19 protein-coding genes are annotated in these 19785 nt (G+C 56.7%); 9 read left to right on the top strand and 10 right to left on the bottom strand.

The window, feature by feature from the left end; all coding sequences use genetic code 11:
• Window position 1: 1 nt before the first annotated feature.
• Together Z945_RS0105505 and Z945_RS0105500 are read right to left on the bottom strand one after the other, a co-directional pair.
• Window positions 2-2155, bottom strand: coding sequence for a serine/threonine protein kinase (locus Z945_RS0105505; protein WP_025051113.1), 2154 nt, complete (start codon window positions 2153-2155; stop codon window positions 2-4).
• A 42-nt stretch (window positions 2156-2197) separates the two neighbouring features.
• Complete coding sequence (locus Z945_RS0105500) at window positions 2198-2767, bottom strand: OmpA family protein (RefSeq protein WP_025051112.1); 570 nt, start codon at window positions 2765-2767, stop codon at window positions 2198-2200.
• 149 nt (window positions 2768-2916) lie between these two features.
• Here Z945_RS0105500 and Z945_RS0105495 point away from each other — a divergent pair, with 149 nt between their 5' ends.
• From Z945_RS0105495 to Z945_RS0105480, 4 genes are all read left to right on the top strand, one after another.
• Complete coding sequence (locus tag Z945_RS0105495) at window positions 2917-3798, top strand: M15 family metallopeptidase (protein WP_025051111.1); 882 nt, start codon at window positions 2917-2919, stop codon at window positions 3796-3798.
• Between the two features lie 435 nt (window positions 3799-4233).
• Window positions 4234-7242: a CHASE domain-containing protein gene (locus Z945_RS0105490; RefSeq protein ID WP_241434465.1), complete on the top strand. Its 3009-nt coding sequence runs from the start codon at window positions 4234-4236 to the stop codon at window positions 7240-7242.
• Window positions 7243-7390: 148 nt separating this feature from the next.
• On the top strand, window positions 7391-9040 hold the full coding sequence (locus Z945_RS0105485; RefSeq protein ID WP_052862612.1) for a PAS domain-containing sensor histidine kinase: 1650 nt from the start codon (window positions 7391-7393) through the stop codon (window positions 9038-9040).
• 14 nt (window positions 9041-9054) lie between these two features.
• Entirely contained in the window at window positions 9055-9432 is a 378-nt protein-coding gene (locus Z945_RS0105480) for a response regulator (protein WP_025051108.1), read from the top strand.
• 42 nt (window positions 9433-9474) lie between these two features.
• Here Z945_RS0105480 and Z945_RS0105475 read toward each other — a convergent pair whose 3' ends face one another.
• The 7 genes from Z945_RS0105475 to Z945_RS0105445 all read right to left on the bottom strand — a co-directional run bounded on the left by Z945_RS0105475 (window position 9475) and on the right by Z945_RS0105445 (window position 14654).
• Window positions 9475-9837: an Hpt domain-containing protein gene (locus Z945_RS0105475; protein ID WP_025051107.1), complete on the bottom strand. Its 363-nt coding sequence runs from the start codon at window positions 9835-9837 to the stop codon at window positions 9475-9477.
• The gene (locus Z945_RS0105470) at window positions 9834-10823 is read right to left on the bottom strand and encodes a response regulator (protein ID WP_025051106.1); all 990 of its coding nucleotides are present in this window, start codon (window positions 10821-10823) and stop codon (window positions 9834-9836) included. Before Z945_RS0105470 ends, Z945_RS0105475 begins: the two co-directional genes overlap by 4 nt.
• Before the next feature lie 155 nt (window positions 10824-10978).
• A complete protein-coding gene (locus Z945_RS0105465; protein ID WP_037970655.1) occupies window positions 10979-11944 on the bottom strand; it encodes a response regulator in 966 nt (321 codons plus the stop codon).
• Between the two features lie 274 nt (window positions 11945-12218).
• Window positions 12219-12704, bottom strand: coding sequence for a DUF6505 family protein (locus Z945_RS0105460; RefSeq protein WP_025051104.1), 486 nt, complete (start codon window positions 12702-12704; stop codon window positions 12219-12221).
• Window position 12705: 1 nt separating this feature from the next.
• Window positions 12706-13410 carry a biotin/lipoate--protein ligase family protein gene (locus Z945_RS0105455; RefSeq protein WP_025051103.1) on the bottom strand — a complete coding sequence of 235 codons (705 nt, stop codon included), beginning with the start codon at window positions 13408-13410 and terminating at the stop codon, window positions 12706-12708.
• Complete coding sequence (locus tag Z945_RS0105450) at window positions 13407-14462, bottom strand: Mrp/NBP35 family ATP-binding protein (protein ID WP_025051102.1); 1056 nt, start codon at window positions 14460-14462, stop codon at window positions 13407-13409. The genes Z945_RS0105455 and Z945_RS0105450 overlap by 4 nt, the downstream gene beginning before the upstream one ends.
• The gene (locus tag Z945_RS0105445) at window positions 14463-14654 is read right to left on the bottom strand and encodes a DUF6494 family protein (RefSeq protein WP_025051101.1); all 192 of its coding nucleotides are present in this window, start codon (window positions 14652-14654) and stop codon (window positions 14463-14465) included. It abuts the gene before it with no gap.
• Window positions 14655-14749: 95 nt separating this feature from the next.
• Between Z945_RS0105445 and Z945_RS0105440 the strand changes: the two genes are divergently transcribed.
• The gene (locus Z945_RS0105440; protein ID WP_025051100.1) at window positions 14750-15475 is read left to right on the top strand and encodes a hypothetical protein; all 726 of its coding nucleotides are present in this window, start codon (window positions 14750-14752) and stop codon (window positions 15473-15475) included.
• Here the strand turns inward: Z945_RS0105440 and Z945_RS0105435 are convergent.
• Entirely contained in the window at window positions 15469-17415 is a 1947-nt protein-coding gene (locus Z945_RS0105435; RefSeq protein ID WP_025051099.1) for a 4Fe-4S binding protein, read from the bottom strand. The two genes, Z945_RS0105440 and Z945_RS0105435, sit on opposite strands and share 7 nt — an antisense overlap.
• 349 nt (window positions 17416-17764) lie before the next feature.
• On the opposite strand from Z945_RS0105435, the gene Z945_RS0105430 reads away from it, so the two are divergent.
• From Z945_RS0105430 to Z945_RS0105415, 4 genes are all read left to right on the top strand, one after another.
• Window positions 17765-18295 (top strand): DUF3305 domain-containing protein, encoded by a 531-nt coding sequence (locus Z945_RS0105430; RefSeq protein ID WP_025051098.1) that lies wholly within the window; start codon window positions 17765-17767, stop codon window positions 18293-18295.
• A complete protein-coding gene (locus Z945_RS0105425; RefSeq protein WP_025051097.1) occupies window positions 18292-18906 on the top strand; it encodes a DUF3306 domain-containing protein in 615 nt (204 codons plus the stop codon). Before Z945_RS0105430 ends, Z945_RS0105425 begins: the two co-directional genes overlap by 4 nt.
• On the top strand, window positions 18903-19505 hold the full coding sequence (locus Z945_RS0105420) for a TorD/DmsD family molecular chaperone (RefSeq protein ID WP_025051096.1): 603 nt from the start codon (window positions 18903-18905) through the stop codon (window positions 19503-19505). Before Z945_RS0105425 ends, Z945_RS0105420 begins: the two co-directional genes overlap by 4 nt.
• A 62-nt stretch (window positions 19506-19567) precedes the next feature.
• Window positions 19568-19768, top strand: a complete 201-nt coding sequence (locus Z945_RS0105415; RefSeq protein WP_025051095.1) for a twin-arginine translocation signal domain-containing protein — start codon at window positions 19568-19570, stop codon at window positions 19766-19768.
• Window positions 19769-19785 lie beyond the last annotated feature (17 nt).

The raw sequence follows: 19785 nt of genomic DNA, 5'->3' as shown, positions 1-19785 counted from the left end.
CCTAGGGCTGTGAGGTGGTCAGAATACGCGAGTCGAGCGACCGGATAAGCCCCTGACCTTCTTCCGCCCGAAGGCTCAGCGCTTCAGCGTAGCCGACCGCAGATTCAGTTGTCGGTCGCATCTGGCGAAACAGCGGTGCCTCGGAATGAATGACCAATATCTTGCTCTTGCCCAAAGAGGATCCGTCAACCGCAAAGGCGATGCCACCTTCGGGCCGTTCTTCATCCAGGCTATAGGCCACCCGCACAGGAACTGCGCCAATTTCACTGCCACGCAACGTGTTCACTGAATTGTCGGCCCGTCCGATATTCGGCAACAGATGAAACACATTGCCCGATACATCCAGCACAGAAACTGAGAGATAACCGGTATAAACGCTGTCGGGGATGATCACATCAATCACCGGATTTTCACCAACACGAAAATCACCTGTGGTGTTCTCTTGTCCCGTCGCACCATCCCGAAAGGTGATCCCAATCTCGCTTGAAGGGGCTTCAGGAAGAAAATTCTCGACCAGACAAAGGGTCGGATTCATGATTTCGGCGTCAATGACCACGGTGCGGCCATCGGTGGTGTCATCCAATGCATCTTGTAATCCCGCGCGGCTGGCATCGCCTGAAAGCGTGCCTTTGATCAGCACCGGATCCTCCGGACCATAGCCCACCGGACCGGGATCGTTCACTTGGATCAACGGGCCGCAATCAGCGAATTGTTCCAAGACTTGCTCAACCGCCGCCGCTTCCAGAAACAGCGAAGTCAACGCAATCTCGATACTGCCGCTAAGCGCGCCGGGCCAGGTTTCGGAGTACAGCGCCGTAAGGGTCGAAGCCACATCGGCATCCGATGTGCTGCCTGTGATCGTGCCAAGGTTGCCGTCAAGCGACAGCTGCCAGTGATCCAGCACCGAAATATCTTCCAGCACTTGCAGTACATCCGCATCCCAGCTTGGCGCAATGCGGCCCGTGGCAAGTGTCACATCCACGTCGCCGCCAAGTGCGCTCATCCGGTTCACCAGCGCGTTTTGCATTTCGGGGTCGGGGACAAATCCGCTGGCCATGGCGGGCAGATCTTCGAGGTTTTCAATGTCCAGCGTATAGGGGCTGACCGCGGGAAACCGGGGGCCGCTGTCAAATACACCTGCGAAAAACGCCGCCGCAGCGCCGCCGATCAACACAACCGCGGCGGCGGCTGCGATCAGGCCCGTCGGACGGCCCGTACTTTTGGCAGGCGTTTTGGCAGATGGTGCAGGGTCAGGGACAGCGGTCGTCGGTTGTGGTTTGGCCTTCGGCGGGGCAACGATGATGGTTTCATCGCCAAGCGCCTCTTCAGTGCCGCCGCTATCAAGAAACGCGAGTACCTCGCTCATGGATTGGAACCGCTGGGCCGGGTCTGGCGCTGTCATCCGGTCCAACAGTGTTTTCAGCGGCTCTGGCACATCAGAGGTATCAAGAGGGTCGTTCTTTTTCTGAACGACCTCCATCGGGTTTGCGCCCACTTCAGGTGATTTACCGCGAAAGTTCGCCAGCAGCAGCGCGCCCAGTGAATAGATATCAGACCGCGCGTCGGTGTTTCCGCTCAGCTGCTCGGGCGCGGCATAGGCGTATTTCCCGGCAAATTCATTGCCGACAATGGTCTCGGCCCCCGGATTGGTATCCTTGGCAATGCCGAAATCAATCACCACCGCCTGTGCAGGATCGCCGTCGCGCAGGATGATATTGTCGGGCGACAGATCGCGGTGCACGATCGACCGGTCATGCGCCGCCTTCAGCCCTTCGCCCACGCGCTTGCACAGGACCAGCAGGTCCTCGGCTGCCATCGGCCCTTCCTTGAGCTTTTTATCCAGACCCGGGCCGTCGATAAAATCCATCAACAAATAGACCAGACCTTCGGCGGTGCGGTGGTTTTCGGAATAGCGCACGATGGCATCGTGCCTGATCTCGCGAATTTCCTCTTCGCGGGTCATCAGCACCAGATAGTCATCGTTGCCCGAAAACTCGGACTTGAGCACTTTGATCGCGACCAGCCGACCCGAAATCTCGCTTCGGGCGCGATAGACATCCGAGGTGCCCCCGCGGCCCAAAAGCGCCTCGATCCGGTAGGTGTTGTTCAGCACATCACCCGGTTGAAAGGCATCGCCGGGTCGGGGGTCTGTCATAAGGTCATTCCAGTCTGCAAGGCCGAGACACGCAAGCCGCGTTTAGCCAAGCGCCTGAAACTCGACCCGGCGGTTGGCGTCACTGCGTGGATCAGCGGGATCAAAGGGCGCACTTTCGCCCAGACCGATCGCCCGCAAGCGGTCCTCTTCGATGCCGCAGCTGGATACCATATGCCGTTTTACTTCCTGTGCGCGCAGCAGCGACAGGTTTTCGTTATAGGCGGCAGAGCCGGAACTGTCTGTGTGGCCGATGATCTGGAACACGGCAACATCCACTGCTTTCATCGCATCACAGAGGCTGGCCAGTTTGGGCTTTTCATCCTCGCGCAGGGCAGCACTGTCGAAATCAAAGCTGATCTTGACGTTAACCTGATCAGCCTTGTCCACCGCGACATATTCCTCGGCGGCAGCAACTTCCGTCCCGGCAGGGGCGGTATCCGTTGCGGTGTCGGTCTGGCCCGACGGCACGATCACCAACCCACGGGTCTTTTGCTTGTTGAATGCATCCTTGATCTCATCCGCCGTAAGATCAGTTTGCGCCGACACAAATGCGCCTGCGCAAGTGAAGAGCGTCGCGGCAGCGGCCGCGGTGAAGGCACGCAGAAAAAACATACCGTCTCCTTTCAAAAATATGGTTCATCAAATTAACTGGCCCAAGGATATACGACAGCCGGAGCGGTCACAACGGTTTTGACGCGCGACCCCTCTTTGGCCTAAGCTATCTGTGAACAGGCGCACTTCATTTATGCGAGCATTATTTCATGCGATTGATTATCCCGGCCATCATTCTGGCCATCGCCATCATTCTGGCCCCGGTGCTGTGGTATGTCTTGCCGATGGCTTTTGGCCAGTCGCGCGGCGGCATGGGCCCTGCCATCGACAGCCAGGCGCGGATCGAGATCGAGATCCTGAACCAGCAGGTCGAGGATATTCGCCTGCGCATGGAGGATATCCGCGAAGGCATGGCAGCCTTGGGCCAAGAGGTGCGCAGACGTCCGGCGTTTCAGCCGCAGGTGCCCGGTGCGTCCCTTAGCGGGCAAGCGCCACAAACCGACGGGTCGGAAGTGTTTCGCCAGAACGGCACCAATGACATCATCGACGCCTATGCGCAGGTGGTGCTGATTGCTGACCGCCGGAACGTGAACAAGGGGCTTAAGATTGCGGGGGGCCGGTATCTGACCGAAAAGCTGGGCCTGCCGCGCCAGAACCTGAGCGATAAATGCGAGGCGATGACCAATCCGCGGCTGAAATCAAAGCTGAAAACAACGCAGGTCGGCCCCATTCGGGTCACCATGCTGCAACCCGCACTCGATTCGCTGGCGCGGGTGTTCGAGAATGTGCGCATCACCGACCCCGACCTCTATGCCCGGATTAACACCGCCGGAGCGCTTTGTGTTCGGCGCATTCGCGGAACAACGAACCGTGTCTCCACCCACAGCTTTGGTTTGGCGGTTGATCTGAACATTGATGGCAAGCTCGATACGCTTGGCGATGGGCGCACACAGCTCGGGTTGACCATCCTCGCAGATTTCTTCCGTACCGAAGGGTGGGTCTGGGGTGCCTCATGGGGCCGGGAGGACAGCATGCACTTTGAGATCAGCAGGTCTCAGCTGGACAAATGGCTCGCGGAAGGCGCGCTTTGACTGGTGTACGAAAAACCCGAGCCTCCCGATCGTGAAGTTCCCACCTCTCACGCGCATAAAGTCGGGCAGAGAACTTACGTTACGCTATTTTGCAGCAAACATACATCACTCGGCACGAAACACTTCCACTCTGGATTGATAATTAAAATACTGGTACTTATCAACTTGTACTAGAATTTAAGGACATCCGGCAAACGGATGCCGTGTGATTGAGGCAAGGGCACATTAGAAGTGTCATTTGGATGTGGGTGAGTGGTGACTTCACGTTTGGAAATATTTCTTGTTGTGGTGTGTATCGCCCTGACGTCCGGCCTGTACATGTCAAGCTTGCGGAACAACGCAGAAGTTGCGAATGGAGAATTCCATAGCCTGTCCGAAGACGGTGTTCAGGTGCTTCGCGCGCGGCTTTCCACCTATCTGCAAAGCATCAACGGTATGGCCGCCTATATCGCTGCTGCCGATGAGGTCGATGCCGACAGTTTCGCAACCTATGTCGATAGTCTGAAGCTGGAGAAACAGCTGCCGAACATTGGTGGGCTGGGTCTGATTATTGATGTGCCCGATGCGGAACTGGATGCATTTGTCGAGCAGATGCGCGATGAAGGCCGGACCGATTTCGATGTCAAACTTCGTACCGACAGCGAAATGCATTATATTCTGAAGTACGTCGAGCCCAAAGCAACGAACAGCGGGGCGATCGGGCTTGATCTTTCTTTTACGCAAGATCGTGTCGAGGTTCTGGAGCAGGCGAAAGCGACAAGATCGCCGCAGATGACGCCGCCGGTCAGCCTTGTGGTAAACGACAAGCGGCTGCCGGGGTTTGTTCTTATTGCCCCTGTATTCGATCCCGACGAGATAAACAGTGAGGATCAATTCAAAGGCTGGGTGAGTGCAGGCTTTGTATCCGACAGGCTAATCAGCGGTCTGACCTCAAGCCATGGATCCAATTACGATTTGAGTGTTTATGATGGGACCTCCGTTGAGAACGGAACCCAGGTCTTTAGTAGTCTGCAAGAAGGCAGTGAAATTGGCGACCACTCGGCGACCTTTCAACTGAACAGATTTGGCCGGACGTGGACGCTTCTTTTTTCCAGCACGCCCGCTTTCGACCGCTCCTTCGTCTCCTACCAGCCCCTCTTAATTCTCTTCTCCGGGCTCGCGTTTACAGCTTTTCTTGTTACAGTGCTGCGCAATTTTCATTTGAAATCAACGGCACTTCGCGAGATAGCGAGGCTGCGAGGGCAGCAGGTGGCGGAGAGGGAAGAGGAAAACCGGTCGATCATCCAAAACGACGTGACCTCGGTTCTGCTGCTCGACGCGCTGGACAACATCCGCTTTGCCAACCAGGCGGCATTGGAGTGTTTCGGTTTTACCAGCGGTGAAATAACCGGAATGAAGTTTGCCAACCTGGCTACTTTGTTGGCAGAACCTGCAGAGACGCACAACGCCATCGGGGTGCGCAAGGACGGGCGCAAGCTCGAGCTTGATCTGCAACGCAACGACTGGATGAACAGCGAAGGCGCGGCCTCCACGACTGTTATCATCCGCGACCTGACCGAACAGAACCAGGCGCAGCGAGACCTCAAGAGCAACAAGGCTCTTTATGATATGGCGCTGCAAGGGGCCGATATCGGTGTTTTCGACGTAGATTTGACGACGGGCACTTCGGAAGTATCGGAAACATGGTGCCGGATTATGGGGTACACAGATGGTTGCAACGGCATGGACACCCAGCGCAGTTTTCTGTCCCGCATTCATCCTGATGACGTCGAGATCCTGAACAAGGCGGATACCGACTGTATCGAGGGTCGCACGCAGCGTTCCATTGCGGAATACCGGTTGAAGACGCGGGATGGTGGATGGTGCTGGATGCGGTCGGACGCGGTGGTCGTCGAGCGTGACGAGACCGGCAAAGCTACACGCATGATCGGAACCCAGACCGATGTGACGGCCCTCAGACGGGATCGCAACGCGCTTGAAGCCAGCGAGGGTCTCTTTCGACAAGTCTTGGCAAGCGCTCCGATCGGCATGGCCTTGATGGACGATCAGGGTAGGTTCATCGGTCTGAATGATGCCTTTTGCGAGTTGAGCGGCAGAAGTGAAACGGATCTTTTGGAGAATGCGCGGCTTGCGGATCTTATACCCTACGAGCATCGCAAACCGATCTACGCAGCCATCACCCGTATGATAAAAGATGATGCCTCCTCCGTTTACACGGGCGAACATCGTATCATTTGCGCAGGCAAGGTCGAGCGCTGGGGGTTGCTGAACATCTCATGGTCGTTTGACAGGAACCTGGGCACGAACTTCTTTATCGCTCAAGTCATCGATATTACGGAACAGAAAAGACTGGACCAGATCAAAAATGAATTCGTCTCGACGGTAAGCCACGAGTTGCGCACCCCGTTGACTTCAATCAAAGGCGCGCTGGGTCTGCTTACGGCATCAGCAAGTGCGAACCTCAGCTCCGCCAATGGCCGACTGGTTCAAATTGCAAGTGCCAATGCCGAGCGCCTGACTGACATCGTCAACGACATCCTCGATCTTGAAAAAATTGCTTCAGGTAAGATTACCTTCGATTTTGGCGACTGTGATCTTGGCACCATCATCGAAGATGCAGGACGGGAAATGATGCCGTTTGCTGTCACACATGAAAGCACTCTGCAACTTGATGTCCCGGATGAGCCGATTGGCGTCTTTGCCGATCCCCGCAGAACCAAGCAGGTGCTTGCCAACCTAATCTCCAATGCGTGCAAGTATTCTGACCCGTCCAGCGATGTTGTCATCAAAGCCGAGCGCATCGATGATCAGGCGATTGTCTTTATCCAGAACGTCGGCCCAGGCGTTCCCGAAGCTTTCCGGTCGCGCATTTTCGATGCTTTCTCCCAGGCGGATAGCTCTGACACCCGCGCCAAGGGGGGCACGGGGCTGGGGCTGAACATCACCCGCCAGATCGTGCTAAGGCATGGGGGGCAAATCGGGTTCGAGAGCATTGCTGACGGGATCACGGTGTTCTGGTTCACCATCCCGCTGGCGGCCCAGCAAAAGACCAAGCACACCGCCCCGTCCCGTCCGCAAAACCGGCCAACCGGAATGCAATCCGTTTTGCACGTGGAAGACGATGGTGATTTTGCCGAAGTCATCTCGGGCGCACTTGAGAAGGTCGCGCACGTCACTCACGCAAAGTCGCTAGGCGCAGCGAAAGTCGCAATAAACAGCTGCTCCTTGGATGTTGTCATCCTGGATTGGTCTCTTCCCGACGGAGATGCCGAGACTCTGCTGAACCTCATCGCAACGCGACAACCGCACGCCAGAATCATTGCGCTTTCAGCTGATGCTGAGCGGCGACATGATCCTCGAATCTATGCTTCCATGGTAAAAAGCAGAACAGACATGGCATCGCTGATATCAGCAGTTGAATGTCATGCGGCCATCGCATCCTGAAAGAGAAAGTGAAGCGCACTGCCAAAAAATCAGGACCGGACGGACACAATGGTGCCAATATTGCCATTCATAACTCGTGAAGAACGTTCGAGGAATGCTGGCTCGTCAGCACCCGAGGACCTGAAAAAACGCGAAGATGGGTGAAGAGATGCCACCATACAATTATATGAGCAAAGCGCCCCTCGTTGCACTAAGTGGCTGCGGGCTTGCTCTTGCATGGTACGCTGGCACATCAGCTGTGCTGACAGGTGCCGCAGCAAGCGTTGTTCCCGCGGTCGGAGCGGTATCAATCGCCAGTCTGGTGCCCACATATCTGATGCATCAAAGATGTAACCGCGTAATAGAAACCAAACTGCTGTCGATGTCTCAGCGTCTGGATGCGCTGAACCAGCACGCATGCATTAATATCGTAAACGCTGACAACGAACTGACCGAAGTAAACGATAGCTTGCTTGAACTCACCGGATATTCCCGCGAAGAGCTGATCGGCCAGCAGGTGCGGGTGCTTTACGATGCCTCGGTCAAAAGCCTGACGGACAAGGTACGCAGCTGTCTGAGACGCGGCGAGACCTGGCAGGGCGAGACGCGATTGCAGCACAAAGACGGGCATTCTGTGTTCACCCAGGCGACGATCATGCCGCTGTTTGATGAGGCCGGCGAATGGGCAGGGTCGATTTCCGCCCGTACGGATGTCACTGAAACCAACGCACTGATGTCTGAACGGCACACCGCCGAAACGCTGAACGAATTGCGCGACGACATCTGGATTGTGGATTCCGAGACCGAAAAGTTCAGCTACATGAACAGATCGGCCAAGGGTCGGCTGTGCCTGAGCGATGCAGACTACAAAGCCAAAGATCTAAGCGACCTTAATCGCGAAACAGAAATCGAAAAGATTCTGAGCGCCTGCCGCGCGCTGCGCGACAATGGGGAATCGAGCACAGAGTTCAAAGCAACCTTGCTCGGCGTGCCGATGGATGTCTCGGTCAAATTTCTGCCCGGTGCCGCCGGAACGGGTCGGTACCTCATCCTGTTCAACGATATCTCCGAACACCTGGAGCAGGAAAAACGCAAATCAGCGTTCATTTCCACAGTCAGCCATGAACTTCGCTCGCCGCTCACCTCGATCAAGGGTGCGATGGGTCTGCTCCTCTCCGGTTCTGCAGGGGCTCTTCCTGACAAGGCATCGGCGCTTTTGGAAATCGCACACCGTAATGCGGATCGGTTGATCCTGATCATCAATGACATTCTAGATCTCGACAAGATATCGAACGGACAGATGGACTTTGATATTCAAACAGTGGATCTGGCAGCGCTGGTGAAGGAAACAGACACCGCAAATGCCATGTTGCAACAACGTTTTGGTGTTCAGACCGTTCTAGAGGGCGTCGATGCGCCTGTGATGATGCAAACCGATCCGAACCGGATCATTCAGGTTTTGACGAACCTTCTATCGAACGCCTACAAATTTTCCACGCCCGGCAGCAGCATCACGCTGCGGGTTCTGGATGATGAAGAAGGCGTTCGTATCGAAGTGGGCGACAAAGGCCAGGGTATTCCCGCGGACGAGCAGCACAAGATTTTTGACCGTTTTGCCGATATGACCAACTCTGATCGTGCGTCCAAGGGCGGCACCGGACTGGGGCTCAACATCTGTCGTGCGATTGTCGAAAGTTTGGGTGGAACGATCGGATTTGAAACCAATGTCGGTATTGGCACCACCTTCTATTTCAATCTGCCCAAGACCCTGCCAGAAACAGCACACGCCGATGACGAGAGCGCCAAACAAAGCGCCTGAACGAAGGGTCTTAAATGATAAAGCTTCTCCACGTCGAAGACGACGCTGACATTCGCGAAATCGCTGAAATGGCATTGGGCCTTTCGGGCGAATTTGAGATTGTGCAATGCATATCGGGAGAGGCCGCGCTCGCGCAGATCGAAAACTATACTCCCGATGTCCTTTTGTTGGACATGATGATGCCGGGCATGACCGGCCGTCAGACACTGGAAAAGATGCGCGAAAAGCCCCATTTCGCGACGATCCCCGCGATCTTTATGACGGCGCGCGCACAGCATGCAGAGATTGAAGAGCTGCTTGCGACAGGTGCCGCGGAAGTCATCAGCAAACCCTTCGACCCCATGACGCTTGGGGATCAGATCAAAGATGCCATAAAAAAACACGCTGAATAAGTCAGCGTGTTGAACTCAGACACGGGTTTGTTTGTCTACGCGTCAGGGCCCGCCTTGGCTCATCAGATCCTGGCTCATTAAAACGAACTGGCCGAGGTCATCGATAATTGCAACAGGTACGTTTGCATCTGACTGGCCTGCTTCCGCAAGGTGACGCACAATGGCCTCTTCGCACTTTCGCGCGTTCTGACCCAGCGCAGCGAACCCGAGGGATCCCGCACTTCCAGCGATCTGGTGCAAGATGCTTTGCGCCTGTGACAGTTCGGACGATGCAACGGCAGCATCGGGTGTATCCCATGCCGCCAAAGTGCAGTTGGCGATGATGCTGCTGCGCTCTTCAAGAAGGTCCAGAAAGCGCAGTTTAATGCGCTCCAGACCGGGCAATTCTTCTGTTAAATCCTTCATGCCCGTCTCTCTTCCAGCCAAAAGTCATTCATCGCGCGTTCATGCCGTTCGCTGGCCGCTTCGGCAGAGGCATGGGCCATGCCGATGGTTTCCATGATCAAACTCTCCGGCTTCCAGATCATGCGGATCGCATCGCCCGCGCTGACGCGCACGTAAAGCTGTTGCCCCGCATTGTCGAAAAGCTCTGTACGCGAAAGCGCCAGATTGATTGCATCCATCAGTTTCGGCATGTCGGGGGACCATCCGCTTTCCGTAACGCAGACAAAGGTACCGCCCCCGGCATAGGACATCAGAAACTGATGATCCGCCAATACGTCCGAGATGATCTCTGACACATCGGACACAAGGCTGAAGAACTCGAATGCAGACATCGCCTGATGGTGTTCTGCAATCTTACGGATGGTGAAGGCAAAGGTGGTCGACCCGAAAAGGGCCGTACGCGAAAGCTGTGCGACGTAATTTTCCATCGCGAAATAGTCGATCACATAGTCCACGTCATATATCGAAATAGGCTCGTGCAGCTCCAAGCTGGACGCGGGCTGTTCGGGCAGCGCCGAAGCGGCGAGGGATTGAGCGGCAAAAATCTTGCGTGTGTGTGATCTGCGTGCGGTGACCAAACCGCTGACCAAACCCAACCGGCCCTTGAGATCGGCCAACTCAAACGGCTTCGTCACATAATCCGTGGCACCCGCGGCGAATGCTGCGTCGACATAGCGTTTGTCCGACATCGCGGTCAGCATCAGGATCGGCGTGTCGGAATACATCGCCATCTCACGGATCGTATGGGTCAGGACGATACCGTCCATCTCGGGCATCTGAATATCGAACAAGAAGCAGTCAAATGGCTCCTTGGTTGCCGCGCCGGCAACCTCCAGGGCCTCCGGACCGGAAAGGCAAGTTACCAACTCGTGCTCGCCTGTAAGGCTAACAAACTGGGTCAGCAGCTCAAGGATGATCGGATCGTCATCAACAGCCAAAATTTTCATAGTGTTCTCCAATGCACTTTCAGCTCCGTGCAAGTTAGTTTGCGCCTGTCTGTTGTTCTCAACCTGAAGTCGAAAGGTGTCCAAAGTGGGGCGATTAGAAACATTCTGCGAAAAATTTACGGATTGTTTATATTCTGACGTTAGGTCAACTTGATTTATGTCACGCGCGACAGTTCTTTGTTGAGGCGTGAAAACAGGTCGTCTTCCACATCAACAGTCAGATCGCTGATCCCATCGGCAACCGCGATGAAAGTACGCAAGGCATCACTGGCCGAGTGGCCGGACCACAATCTTTGTGCTGCAACTGTCGAGAAGACAACCTCAAGCGGAACCGGAATGCCCGTGGTATCGACATCCCAAATCTCTGCCAGTCTGATGTTGAGTTCCTCAGTCAGAGTTTGCTTGTCGTGACGGTGTCTGTCGAAGATCACGCCGACAAACCGGCCTTGGCCAAGGTAAGACAACCGTGTGTTATGGCTTTGCAGAACGCTTGTCGCCGCTGCGGCAACCAGATCGATACACGCACGGAACGCCGGGGCCGTGGCAGACCGATAGACGCCGCGCAATCCAACCACATTGAAACTGAACATCGTCATTGCAAAGCAATGGGCTCTGTAGCGCAGTAATTCGTTTTCGAGCGCAAGAGCGCTGCACATGCCATCCAGGCCCAGATCAATGGGTTCTTCAAACTGGATTTTTGTCTGATCGCTCAGATCCTGCATCGTATGTCTGTTCTCGGCCAGACTTTGGTTCAGCAGACCGGCCATCTGAACCCGCGCTTTCAGCTCAACCGTATTGAACGGCTTTCTGATGAAATCGGTCGCACCGGCGGTAAAGGCGCGCGACATCAGCGCAACTTCGGAGCTGCCGGTGATCATCAGGATAGGCGTCGCGGCATAGCGGTCTGACTTCCGCAGAATGTCGCAAAGTTCCACACCGTCCATACCTGGCAACATGATATCAAGCAGAACGCAGTCATAGCTGTGCTCTGATGTACCCAGTGCCTCAACACCGGCTTCGGCCGAGGTATACATCTCAAGATGATAGCCGTCAGCTTCCGTCAGGGTTTGGGACAGGATGTTCAGCATTACTGGGTCGTCATCAACTACAAAAACACGCATTGCGTTCATTTCCTTGGCTCTATCAACGCCGGTGATCTTTCATCGACGATACAACGCCAAGTGGAAGCTCTGGTCGCGACAAATCAAAGACCAGTTTAAGGAAACATTGAGACAGCCTGCGGTCGAATTGTTCGGCTGAACCCCTTGAAATCATCGCGTTTCAGAGCGATTGCAGCGCGAAAAAGGCACTCTGCTGCTGTGCAGACGCGCTATCAACCTGATAAACTTACGATTTTACTAACCGAACGCCGGTACTTTGATCCGCCCGGTCGCCTTAGACGTCATCATCCAGTGATCCGTGAATCGCGAATTGATCAAGATCGGCGTCGCGCGGTTCGACAATGCGAAAGGCTTCTCTCACGCCTGCCTCTGTCAATTCCCGTGACACCAGCAGAAGCGTATTGGGTGCCTGATCTTCGCAAATCTCCGACATCTGCATGATCTCTTCACGCGCCACATGCTGCGCGGCATCTACGGACGGGGCACCGTACATATCCACGAAATGCTGGGCAAGCGATGTGCAAAGAGCGTCTACTTCAACGTGTTCGATCTGAGTAACAGCTACCACGCTGACTCTGCCAAACGTCTCGATTCCGAGCCATCCGTTTGCAAAGGCCTGACGAGCCTTGCCCGTCAAATCCGCCTCGCCCCAGTTGGAGAATTCAAAACCGCCAGAAATACACCACTCACCTGTCCGCGCGGGGGAATGAAAGATGTTCATATCGCTTTCGTCAAAGTGGATCGCGCGCGCGAGCATCATGTCAGTTGCCCTCCAGAAGATGGGTCATTGGGATCAGATGCGTTTGCTTTGTGTCCCGCAACAGCATGCCGAACCGTTCGTCTATACCTACAAAGGTGCCCGAGTGGCCTGCCAGCCGTGTATCTTCCCCGATGCCATGCGCCAGACTGCGCCAGTCCTTGTGGACAGCACCCGCGCCCCCCTCAAGCCAGGTGTTGATGCCAACCAGCGTATGTTTCACCCAGGACTCGAGCAGATCGACTGCGTTCACATCTGCGCAGCCTTCGGCATAAAGGGCGGTCTGATCCGGTGTTTCGCCCATATCATCGCTATGTGGCCATAAAGGCAGCTCCAACCCGACGACAAGCCAATCGGGCTGGGCGAGGGGCTCTGCAGTAGACGCCGCAACGCGCAGGTGGCCGCAGGACGCACCGTTGATACGCAGACCCCCGTTCCAGTCCAGATGCACGGCCACTTCCGGGGGCGCCAGCGCACCCAGTGCATTTTGAAAACCAACACCGCACAAGGGCATCATCACCAGCGCATCTTCCAAAGCAACATCCGGTGCAAAAACCAGCGCCGCGCGAAGAAAGTCTGCGTCGAGCTTGTAGACGACCAACCCCGCATCGCAGCCCCGCGCCGCCTCTGCACAGGCTTTGTCAAAAGGATCAGCCTGCCCGTCTACAGCCAAGCCGCTGAACAAGGGTGGAAAGCTGGGTGTGGTCATGCTTTGTTTGCCTCGATCAAGCTGCGTGCAACTGTGCGAAATGCCTGCGCCTGCGGGCTGTCCGGTTTCGACACCACAATAGGTGCGCCGCCATCAGCGGCCACGCGGATGTCAAGATGCAGGGGGATCTCTGCCAACAAGGGCACACCTAGCTTTTCGGCTTCGGCCTTCACGCCACCATGGCCGAAGACGTGCTCCTCATGTCCACAGTTCGAGCAGATATGCGTGCTCATATTCTCGATCATGCCGATCACAGGCGTGCCCATCTGATTGAACATATCTATGCCTTTACGGGCATCCAGCAGCGCCACATCCTGCGGCGTCGACACGACGATCGCCCCGTCAAGCTGGGCCTTCTGTGCCAGTGTCATTTGCACATCGCCAGTGCCGGGGGGCAGGTCCACAATCAGCACATCCAAGGCGCCCCATTGCACCTGTCCTAGCATCTGCTGCAATGCACCCATCAACATCGGTCCACGCCAGACAACGGCCTGATCTTCGTTGGTCATCAGCCCGATCGACATCATCGTGACGCCGAAGTTGCGAAGTGGCAGAATGATTTTGCCATCCGGGCTTTGCGGGCGACCGGAAACGCCAAGCATGCGCGGCTGCGATGGCCCATAGACGTCCGCATCCAGAAGGCCTACGCGCCGCCCTTCGGCAGCCAAAGCGCAGGCAAGGTTCGACGCGACGGTCGACTTTCCGACGCCCCCCTTGCCAGAGGCCACAGCGATGATCCTGTCGATACCCGCGATCTTTTGAGGCCCCGCAGGTTCGGATTTGCGGCCTACGTTCAGATCGGGGGGCGGCGTCTGTTTGCTGTGCGTCGTCATGACGATGGACACGGACGTCGCACCCAAACTGGTCAATTCCTGTTCCGCCTGTGCCTTTGCGGGCATGAAGGGATCGGGTGTATCCACCTCCATGACAAACCGCACAGCGCCCTCTTCGACTGTCAGGGCGCGCACCAATCCGGCTTCGACCAGATCCACACCTGATGGCGCCTTGATTTGTTTCAGGCAGTTCAGAACATCATCGCGGGTCAGGGTCATTCAGGCGCCTTCGATCTTGCCGGTCACGACATGTTCCAGGTCGATCCCGTCGACGGTCAGCACCATCTTAGCTTCGAATGTCTTGCCCGATGTATCGCCGGCGTTTCGCATCGCTTCTTCAATGGCCTGCTGCGATGTGACACCGACCTGCTTGAGAAACTTGCGCATCGACATGTTGAAATCTTCGCTCATGTTGGTGTCCTTCTGGTGTGTGGGAATTGTTGACCTATGCATCCTAACGCCCCTAGGCTTGGTCGCAACCTGACATGCGGTGGAGATAGGGGCCTATGTTCTGGAAAGTGGCGATAAGCCTTGCGTTGCTGGCCAGCCCCATTGCGGCCCAGGACAAGGCGTTTTCCTTGCAGGCCCCGGATACCCTTGTCCAGACGGGGTTCTTGAAGCACCTGCTCCCGCGGTTTTCTTTGAAAACGGGGGTGCGGATCACTGTCACAGAGGGCGCGGGCGACGCAGCGCTTGGCGCGGAAGGCATGCCCGTTTTCGCCCAGGGTGAGACAGTCTGGCACTTTACCAGCCCCGGCGGCGAAGACATGGACGCCTTTCAGGACTGGCTTTTGTCGGAGGTGGGCAAGCGCACCATTGAAGCTTTCGCACCCGATGGCACCCCGCTTTTCAGCGCTGATGTCGGGCGGGTCCAAGCGGTCGAGACAACGCAGATCACCGGAAATGTCGTGCGCGGCGAAGCCGTGAGCCTCAGCCAATGTGGACGCTGTCATGTTGTCAATGAAACCAACCGGATGAATGCCATCGGCTCCACCCCGTCCTTCGCCTTGATGCGCACGTTCCCCGACTGGCAGGAACGGTTCGAGACATTCTTCATGCTGCGCCCGCATCCGGCATTCACCCAAGTCACCGGCATCACCGAACCGTTTCCCGAAAACCTGCCGTCGCCCATCGCGCCGATTGAGGTCAGCTGGGAAGACATTGAAGCCATCGGGGCCTATGTCGGCTCCATAACGCCCGCCGATTTGGGAAAGCCCATTCAACTTCAGTGATCCTTGCGCTTGGCAAAGTAGTCATCCGAGGTCCGCACGCGGGGACGCTCTGCGCCCTGGAACGGATTGTTGGTGGAGTGGTATTGCGCCTGTATGCGGCAATTTTCGCAGCGCTGGATCATCTTCGCAGCTTCTGAAGACGCGAACATCGCATGCTTGCCCGCCAGTTTCTCGGTGATCTTTGCGATGGTCGATTTGGAACCGAACAGGCTGCCACAATCGATGCAGGCAAAGGGTTCTTCCTCATAAAGCACACGCTGGTCGAAGGCGGCATCGGTCAGATTCATTTGCGGTTGCAATGTGATGGCCTGCTCTGGGCAAATGTTGCTGCACAAACCGCATTGCAGACAGGCATCTTCCTGAAAGCGGAGTTGCGGCAGATCCGAGTTGTCGCCCAAGGCCCCCGACGGGCAAAGCGAAACGCACGAGAGACACAGGGTACAGGCGTCCGTATCAACCACGACCGCGCCATAGGGCGCGCCGGCGGGCAGCTCCTGAACCTTGGTTTCAGGTTGCAGCGTTTTGGCGGCCAGTCGGGCCACCTGCCTGCGCGTACCAAGGGGCAGCACGGGCGCACAGTGCGCAGGGTCGACGGCAGGCGCATCGACCGCGTCACTCAGGGCATCCGGATCGTTCAGCGACAACAATCGCACAGCATCCTTGCCAGCCAAAGCACGGGCCAATATGGCCTGAGCTTCGATCACGTCCTGTTCGGTTTTCGGGCTGAGCAGCAGATCAACATGTTCAAATCCGCAGGCCAATGCCGCGAGCATTTCCGCATGCCCAAAGCCTGACAATGCATCGATCTCGATCGGGATCACATGCCCCGGCAGGCCACGCCCGAAACGCGCCGCGAGCGAGATCATCTCGCGCCCGAATTCAGCATCATGCACCAGCAGGCGCGGCGATGTGCCCCCTGCGGTGCGGTAGGTCGTGGCAAGTGTGGACAAACGGCGAAAGAGTGCATCAACAGGCGGCGCGTCATAGGTGATCGCCCCGGAAGGACAAACCGCAGAGCATGAACCGCACCCCGCACAGATCATCGGATCAATCGCCACATGTTCGCCCGCAGAAACAATGGCACCGGTCGGGCAGACATTCAGGCAATTCGAACAGGCAGGTTGCTCCGCACGGCTATGGGCGCAGAGGCTGGGTTCGAGCCGGACATAAAGCGGCTTTTCAAATGTGCCGATCAACTGCGCGGCTTCGATCACAGCATTGGCAACCGAAGGGGGGTGGCCGGGCTCCGCCCGCAGATAGCCTTCGCGCTTGTGGGGCGCAGGTACCAACGCGGTTTCACCGGACAGATCGAGGATGATGTCACAGGCCGAGACCACACCATTCTGCGGCGGGCTCAGATCAAAGGCACCGCGACCGGCAGGCAGGACCTGCTGGAAAGCGTCAAGTTTCACGGTAAAGCCGCCCAGTGCCCCCGACACGTTGCGGACCTTGCCCACGACACAGTCAAAAGTCCGGTCGTTTGGGATCAGATCAGGGTCCGTGACAAGCACTGTCACCGCCAATGTCTCGCTGAGGTTTTGCGCGGCGATAAGTGCGGCCTCTGCCCCCACGATCAGGCAGGTACCTTCGGATACCACATCGACAGATTTGCCCAAGGGCAGGGAAAGTGCTGCTTCGGCAGCCAAGGCGGCCATCTTGGGCGCAGGCGCGCCCGTGCCCCAACCGGCCCGGTCCCTTAAGTCAACGAAACCGGGCGCATCAATTTGCAGATCATCCGCAAGTTCTTCGAAGGTAGCGCGCTCTTGCTGGCAGGCAACAATGGCATCGCCCTGCGCCAGTTCTTTTGCAGCAGCGTCGATTTGCAGGGTACACAGGTGCGAATAGACCTTGGAGCAGGCAAGACCAGACCCCGCCGCGATGGCATCGGCATCAAGGGACTGGCTGCCCGCGCAATCGCACAATATCAGCTTTTTGGCCATCTTCTCTCCTCCGGGGCGCACGCGTCCGATCACGAAGCGCGGGCCAAGCTACCCGCGATTCTCTGCTATCGTAAACCTCAATTCGTACCGCTCTCGCGGGTAAGTAAAATGCTGCAGCAGCAAAGGAATTTACTTACTGGCATCCCTAAAAAACACAATCCTCCCTGAACTACCATGTCAGACGGGCGTAAGTGAAAAACAATTCTTTGCTGCGCTGCGGCATGGGCAGATGTTGTTCAGCATAAGTGCCAAAAATTACTTTGAATTATCCGCGATCCTATTAAGATAGAGGCTTCAACAGCATGCTTCGAGGGTCGTTTTGGACAAGTGCAGCCAAAAATCCATTTCTATGCCTGTCGGAATTGTGATCCGAAGGGTGCCCGGCGTCACACGCTGGGCCAAGCATGTGTGGAAAGCTGTTGCTGTATTGCCCGGTGCCGGTTCGGCCAATTGGAAAGAGTTGCGGCGGGATGGCGAGGCAGTGGAATACCACGCCGCCACCTTGCCGCTAGAGCTGTTTCGCACGGATACCGAGGCGTATTCACATGGCTTATCTGCCAAGGTCCCTGCGATCTATGTCGTGATGCGCCCGGGCGAGGGGGAGGCACCGCTGGATATAGTGCTTGCCACAGCGTCCCCGTACGAAGCGCAGGATTATGCCGACACGGGCGAGGAGCTGGTTGAAAAGGTTGCGATGCCCGATGGGTTGATCGCCTGGATCCGCGACTTTGTGCAACTGCACCACGAAGATGAAGTGTTCATCAAGCGGCGGCGGGATAAAACGCGTGTCGACCGCAAAGAAGACGGCATTGGCGATGCGCGCATCCGGCAGGTTTCTGATGTGTACCGCGCGCCCTCTTCCAAGGAGACGGTGCATTGAGCGGGCGTTCCGATTTCTGGGCTCGCCGGAGGGCCGGTGTTGCCGCTGAGGCGAAGGCAGAGATTGCGTCGGCGGAAGCCGAAGCACTTGCTCAGGAACATGCCGCGCTTGAGCAGATGAGCGAGGCGGAGATGCTGGCAGCCCTCGATTTGCCCGCACCCGAGACACTCGGCAAAGGGGACGATTTCACCGTGTTCATGGCAAAGACCGTGCCCGATCTGATCCGGCGCCGGGCCTTGCGGGCGTTGTGGCGGTCCAACCCTGTTCTGGCCAATGTCGACATGTTGGTCGATTACGGTGAGGATTTCACAGATTCAGCCATGGCGGTCGAGAATATCCAGACGGCCTATCAGGTCGGCAAGGGCATGTTGAAGCATGTTCAAGAGATGGCCCGACAGGCAGAAGCACTTGCCAACCCGGTCGAGACAAACGACGTCGACGAGATAGAAGAAGACGTCCTGGAAAATCAGGATGATCTGATCGCGTCATCTGACGCGACGCCAGAGGCACACGCGCCTGTAGAAATGGCGCAGGCAGAAAGTCCGGAGCCGGAAGCGATGCATCAACCTGTTCCGCGCCGCATGAAATTCAGAATAGAGGACGCCGCGTGAATACAGCCGAAGACATCGCAGTTGCTTCCGAAGACCGCCTGCGGGCGGATCTTTACAACTTTCTGGGCCTGATGCTCTCGGCACCGCCCGACCAGATGTTGCTGGACCAATGCGCGGGCCTTTCAGGGGATGACAGCGAGATTGGCAAAGCCATCGCTGGCCTGTCGCGTGTGGCCAAAGCCAGCAAACCCGCCAAGGTGGAAAGCGAATTCAACGCGCTTTTCGTCGGGTTGGGGCGCGGAGAGCTGCTGCCTTATGCCAGCTATTATCTGACCGGCTTTCTGAACGAAAAGCCACTGGCGACGCTGCGCTCTGATATGGCTGCACGGGCCATGACGCGGCCTGCAAATGTGTTCGAGCCCGAGGATAACATCGCCTCTCTGATGGAGATGATGGCCGGAATGATCGTGGGGCGCTTTGGCGCGCCCGCATCGCTGGACAGCCAGAAAACCTTTTTTAACAAACACATCGCGCCCTGGGCCGGGCATTTCTTTGCCGACCTTGAAGCAGCCAAGAATTCCATCCTCTATGCCTCGCTTGGCACAGTGGGTCGGGAATTCATGGAGATCGAGCGCGAAGCATTTCGGATGGCCGGTTAGCAGACCGGCCAGACTATCATCGGTGGGGATGCCCGCCATAACAAGGGAGGGAGACATCCCCCATGACGAAAGAAGAGACGAAGAAAGAGACCGGCACAAACCGCCGCGATTTTCTGAAACTGGCTGGCACAACCGCGCCGGTTGCAGCTGTGGCACTAGCCGCAGGGGCATCAACCGCCGAGGCCAACCCCGTCGACCCCACATCTGAAAAGATGCAGGACACCGCGCATACGCGTGCATATCTGGACAGCGCCCGGTTCTAGGACCGGACGCTTCTTAC

The sequence above is a fragment of the Sulfitobacter noctilucae genome (assembly GCF_000622365.1).
Taxonomy (GTDB): domain Bacteria; phylum Pseudomonadota; class Alphaproteobacteria; order Rhodobacterales; family Rhodobacteraceae; genus Sulfitobacter; species Sulfitobacter noctilucae.
This window is presented reverse-complemented; position numbering and strand designations above follow the sequence as displayed.

Excerpts from the sequence above, each read along its gene's own strand:
- Z945_RS0105415 (WP_025051095.1), top strand. The coding sequence starts at position 19,568 with ATGACGAAAGAAGAGACGAAGAAAGAGACCGGCACAAACCGCCGCGAT.
- Z945_RS0105490 (WP_241434465.1), top strand. The coding sequence starts at position 4,234 with ATGGCCGCCTATATCGCTGCTGCCGATGAGGTCGATGCCGACAGTTTC.
- Z945_RS0105475 (WP_025051107.1), bottom strand. The coding sequence starts at position 9,837 with ATGAAGGATTTAACAGAAGAATTGCCCGGTCTGGAGCGCATTAAACTG.
- Z945_RS0105495 (WP_025051111.1), top strand. The coding sequence starts at position 2,917 with ATGCGATTGATTATCCCGGCCATCATTCTGGCCATCGCCATCATTCTG.
- Z945_RS0105435 (WP_025051099.1), bottom strand. The coding sequence starts at position 17,415 with ATGGCCAAAAAGCTGATATTGTGCGATTGCGCGGGCAGCCAGTCCCTT.
- Z945_RS0105455 (WP_025051103.1), bottom strand. The coding sequence starts at position 13,410 with ATGACCACACCCAGCTTTCCACCCTTGTTCAGCGGCTTGGCTGTAGAC.
- Z945_RS0105485 (WP_052862612.1), top strand. The coding sequence starts at position 7,391 with ATGCCACCATACAATTATATGAGCAAAGCGCCCCTCGTTGCACTAAGT.
- Z945_RS0105480 (WP_025051108.1), top strand. The coding sequence starts at position 9,055 with ATGATAAAGCTTCTCCACGTCGAAGACGACGCTGACATTCGCGAAATC.
- Z945_RS0105430 (WP_025051098.1), top strand. The coding sequence starts at position 17,765 with ATGCCTGTCGGAATTGTGATCCGAAGGGTGCCCGGCGTCACACGCTGG.
- Z945_RS0105465 (WP_037970655.1), bottom strand. The coding sequence starts at position 11,944 with ATGCGTGTTTTTGTAGTTGATGACGACCCAGTAATGCTGAACATCCTG.
- Z945_RS0105470 (WP_025051106.1), bottom strand. The coding sequence starts at position 10,823 with ATGAAAATTTTGGCTGTTGATGACGATCCGATCATCCTTGAGCTGCTG.
- Z945_RS0105460 (WP_025051104.1), bottom strand. The coding sequence starts at position 12,704 with ATGATGCTCGCGCGCGCGATCCACTTTGACGAAAGCGATATGAACATC.
- Z945_RS0105445 (WP_025051101.1), bottom strand. The coding sequence starts at position 14,654 with ATGAGCGAAGATTTCAACATGTCGATGCGCAAGTTTCTCAAGCAGGTC.
- Z945_RS0105505 (WP_025051113.1), bottom strand. The coding sequence starts at position 2,155 with ATGACAGACCCCCGACCCGGCGATGCCTTTCAACCGGGTGATGTGCTG.
- Z945_RS0105440 (WP_025051100.1), top strand. The coding sequence starts at position 14,750 with ATGTTCTGGAAAGTGGCGATAAGCCTTGCGTTGCTGGCCAGCCCCATT.
- Z945_RS0105450 (WP_025051102.1), bottom strand. The coding sequence starts at position 14,462 with ATGACCCTGACCCGCGATGATGTTCTGAACTGCCTGAAACAAATCAAG.
- Z945_RS0105500 (WP_025051112.1), bottom strand. The coding sequence starts at position 2,767 with ATGTTTTTTCTGCGTGCCTTCACCGCGGCCGCTGCCGCGACGCTCTTC.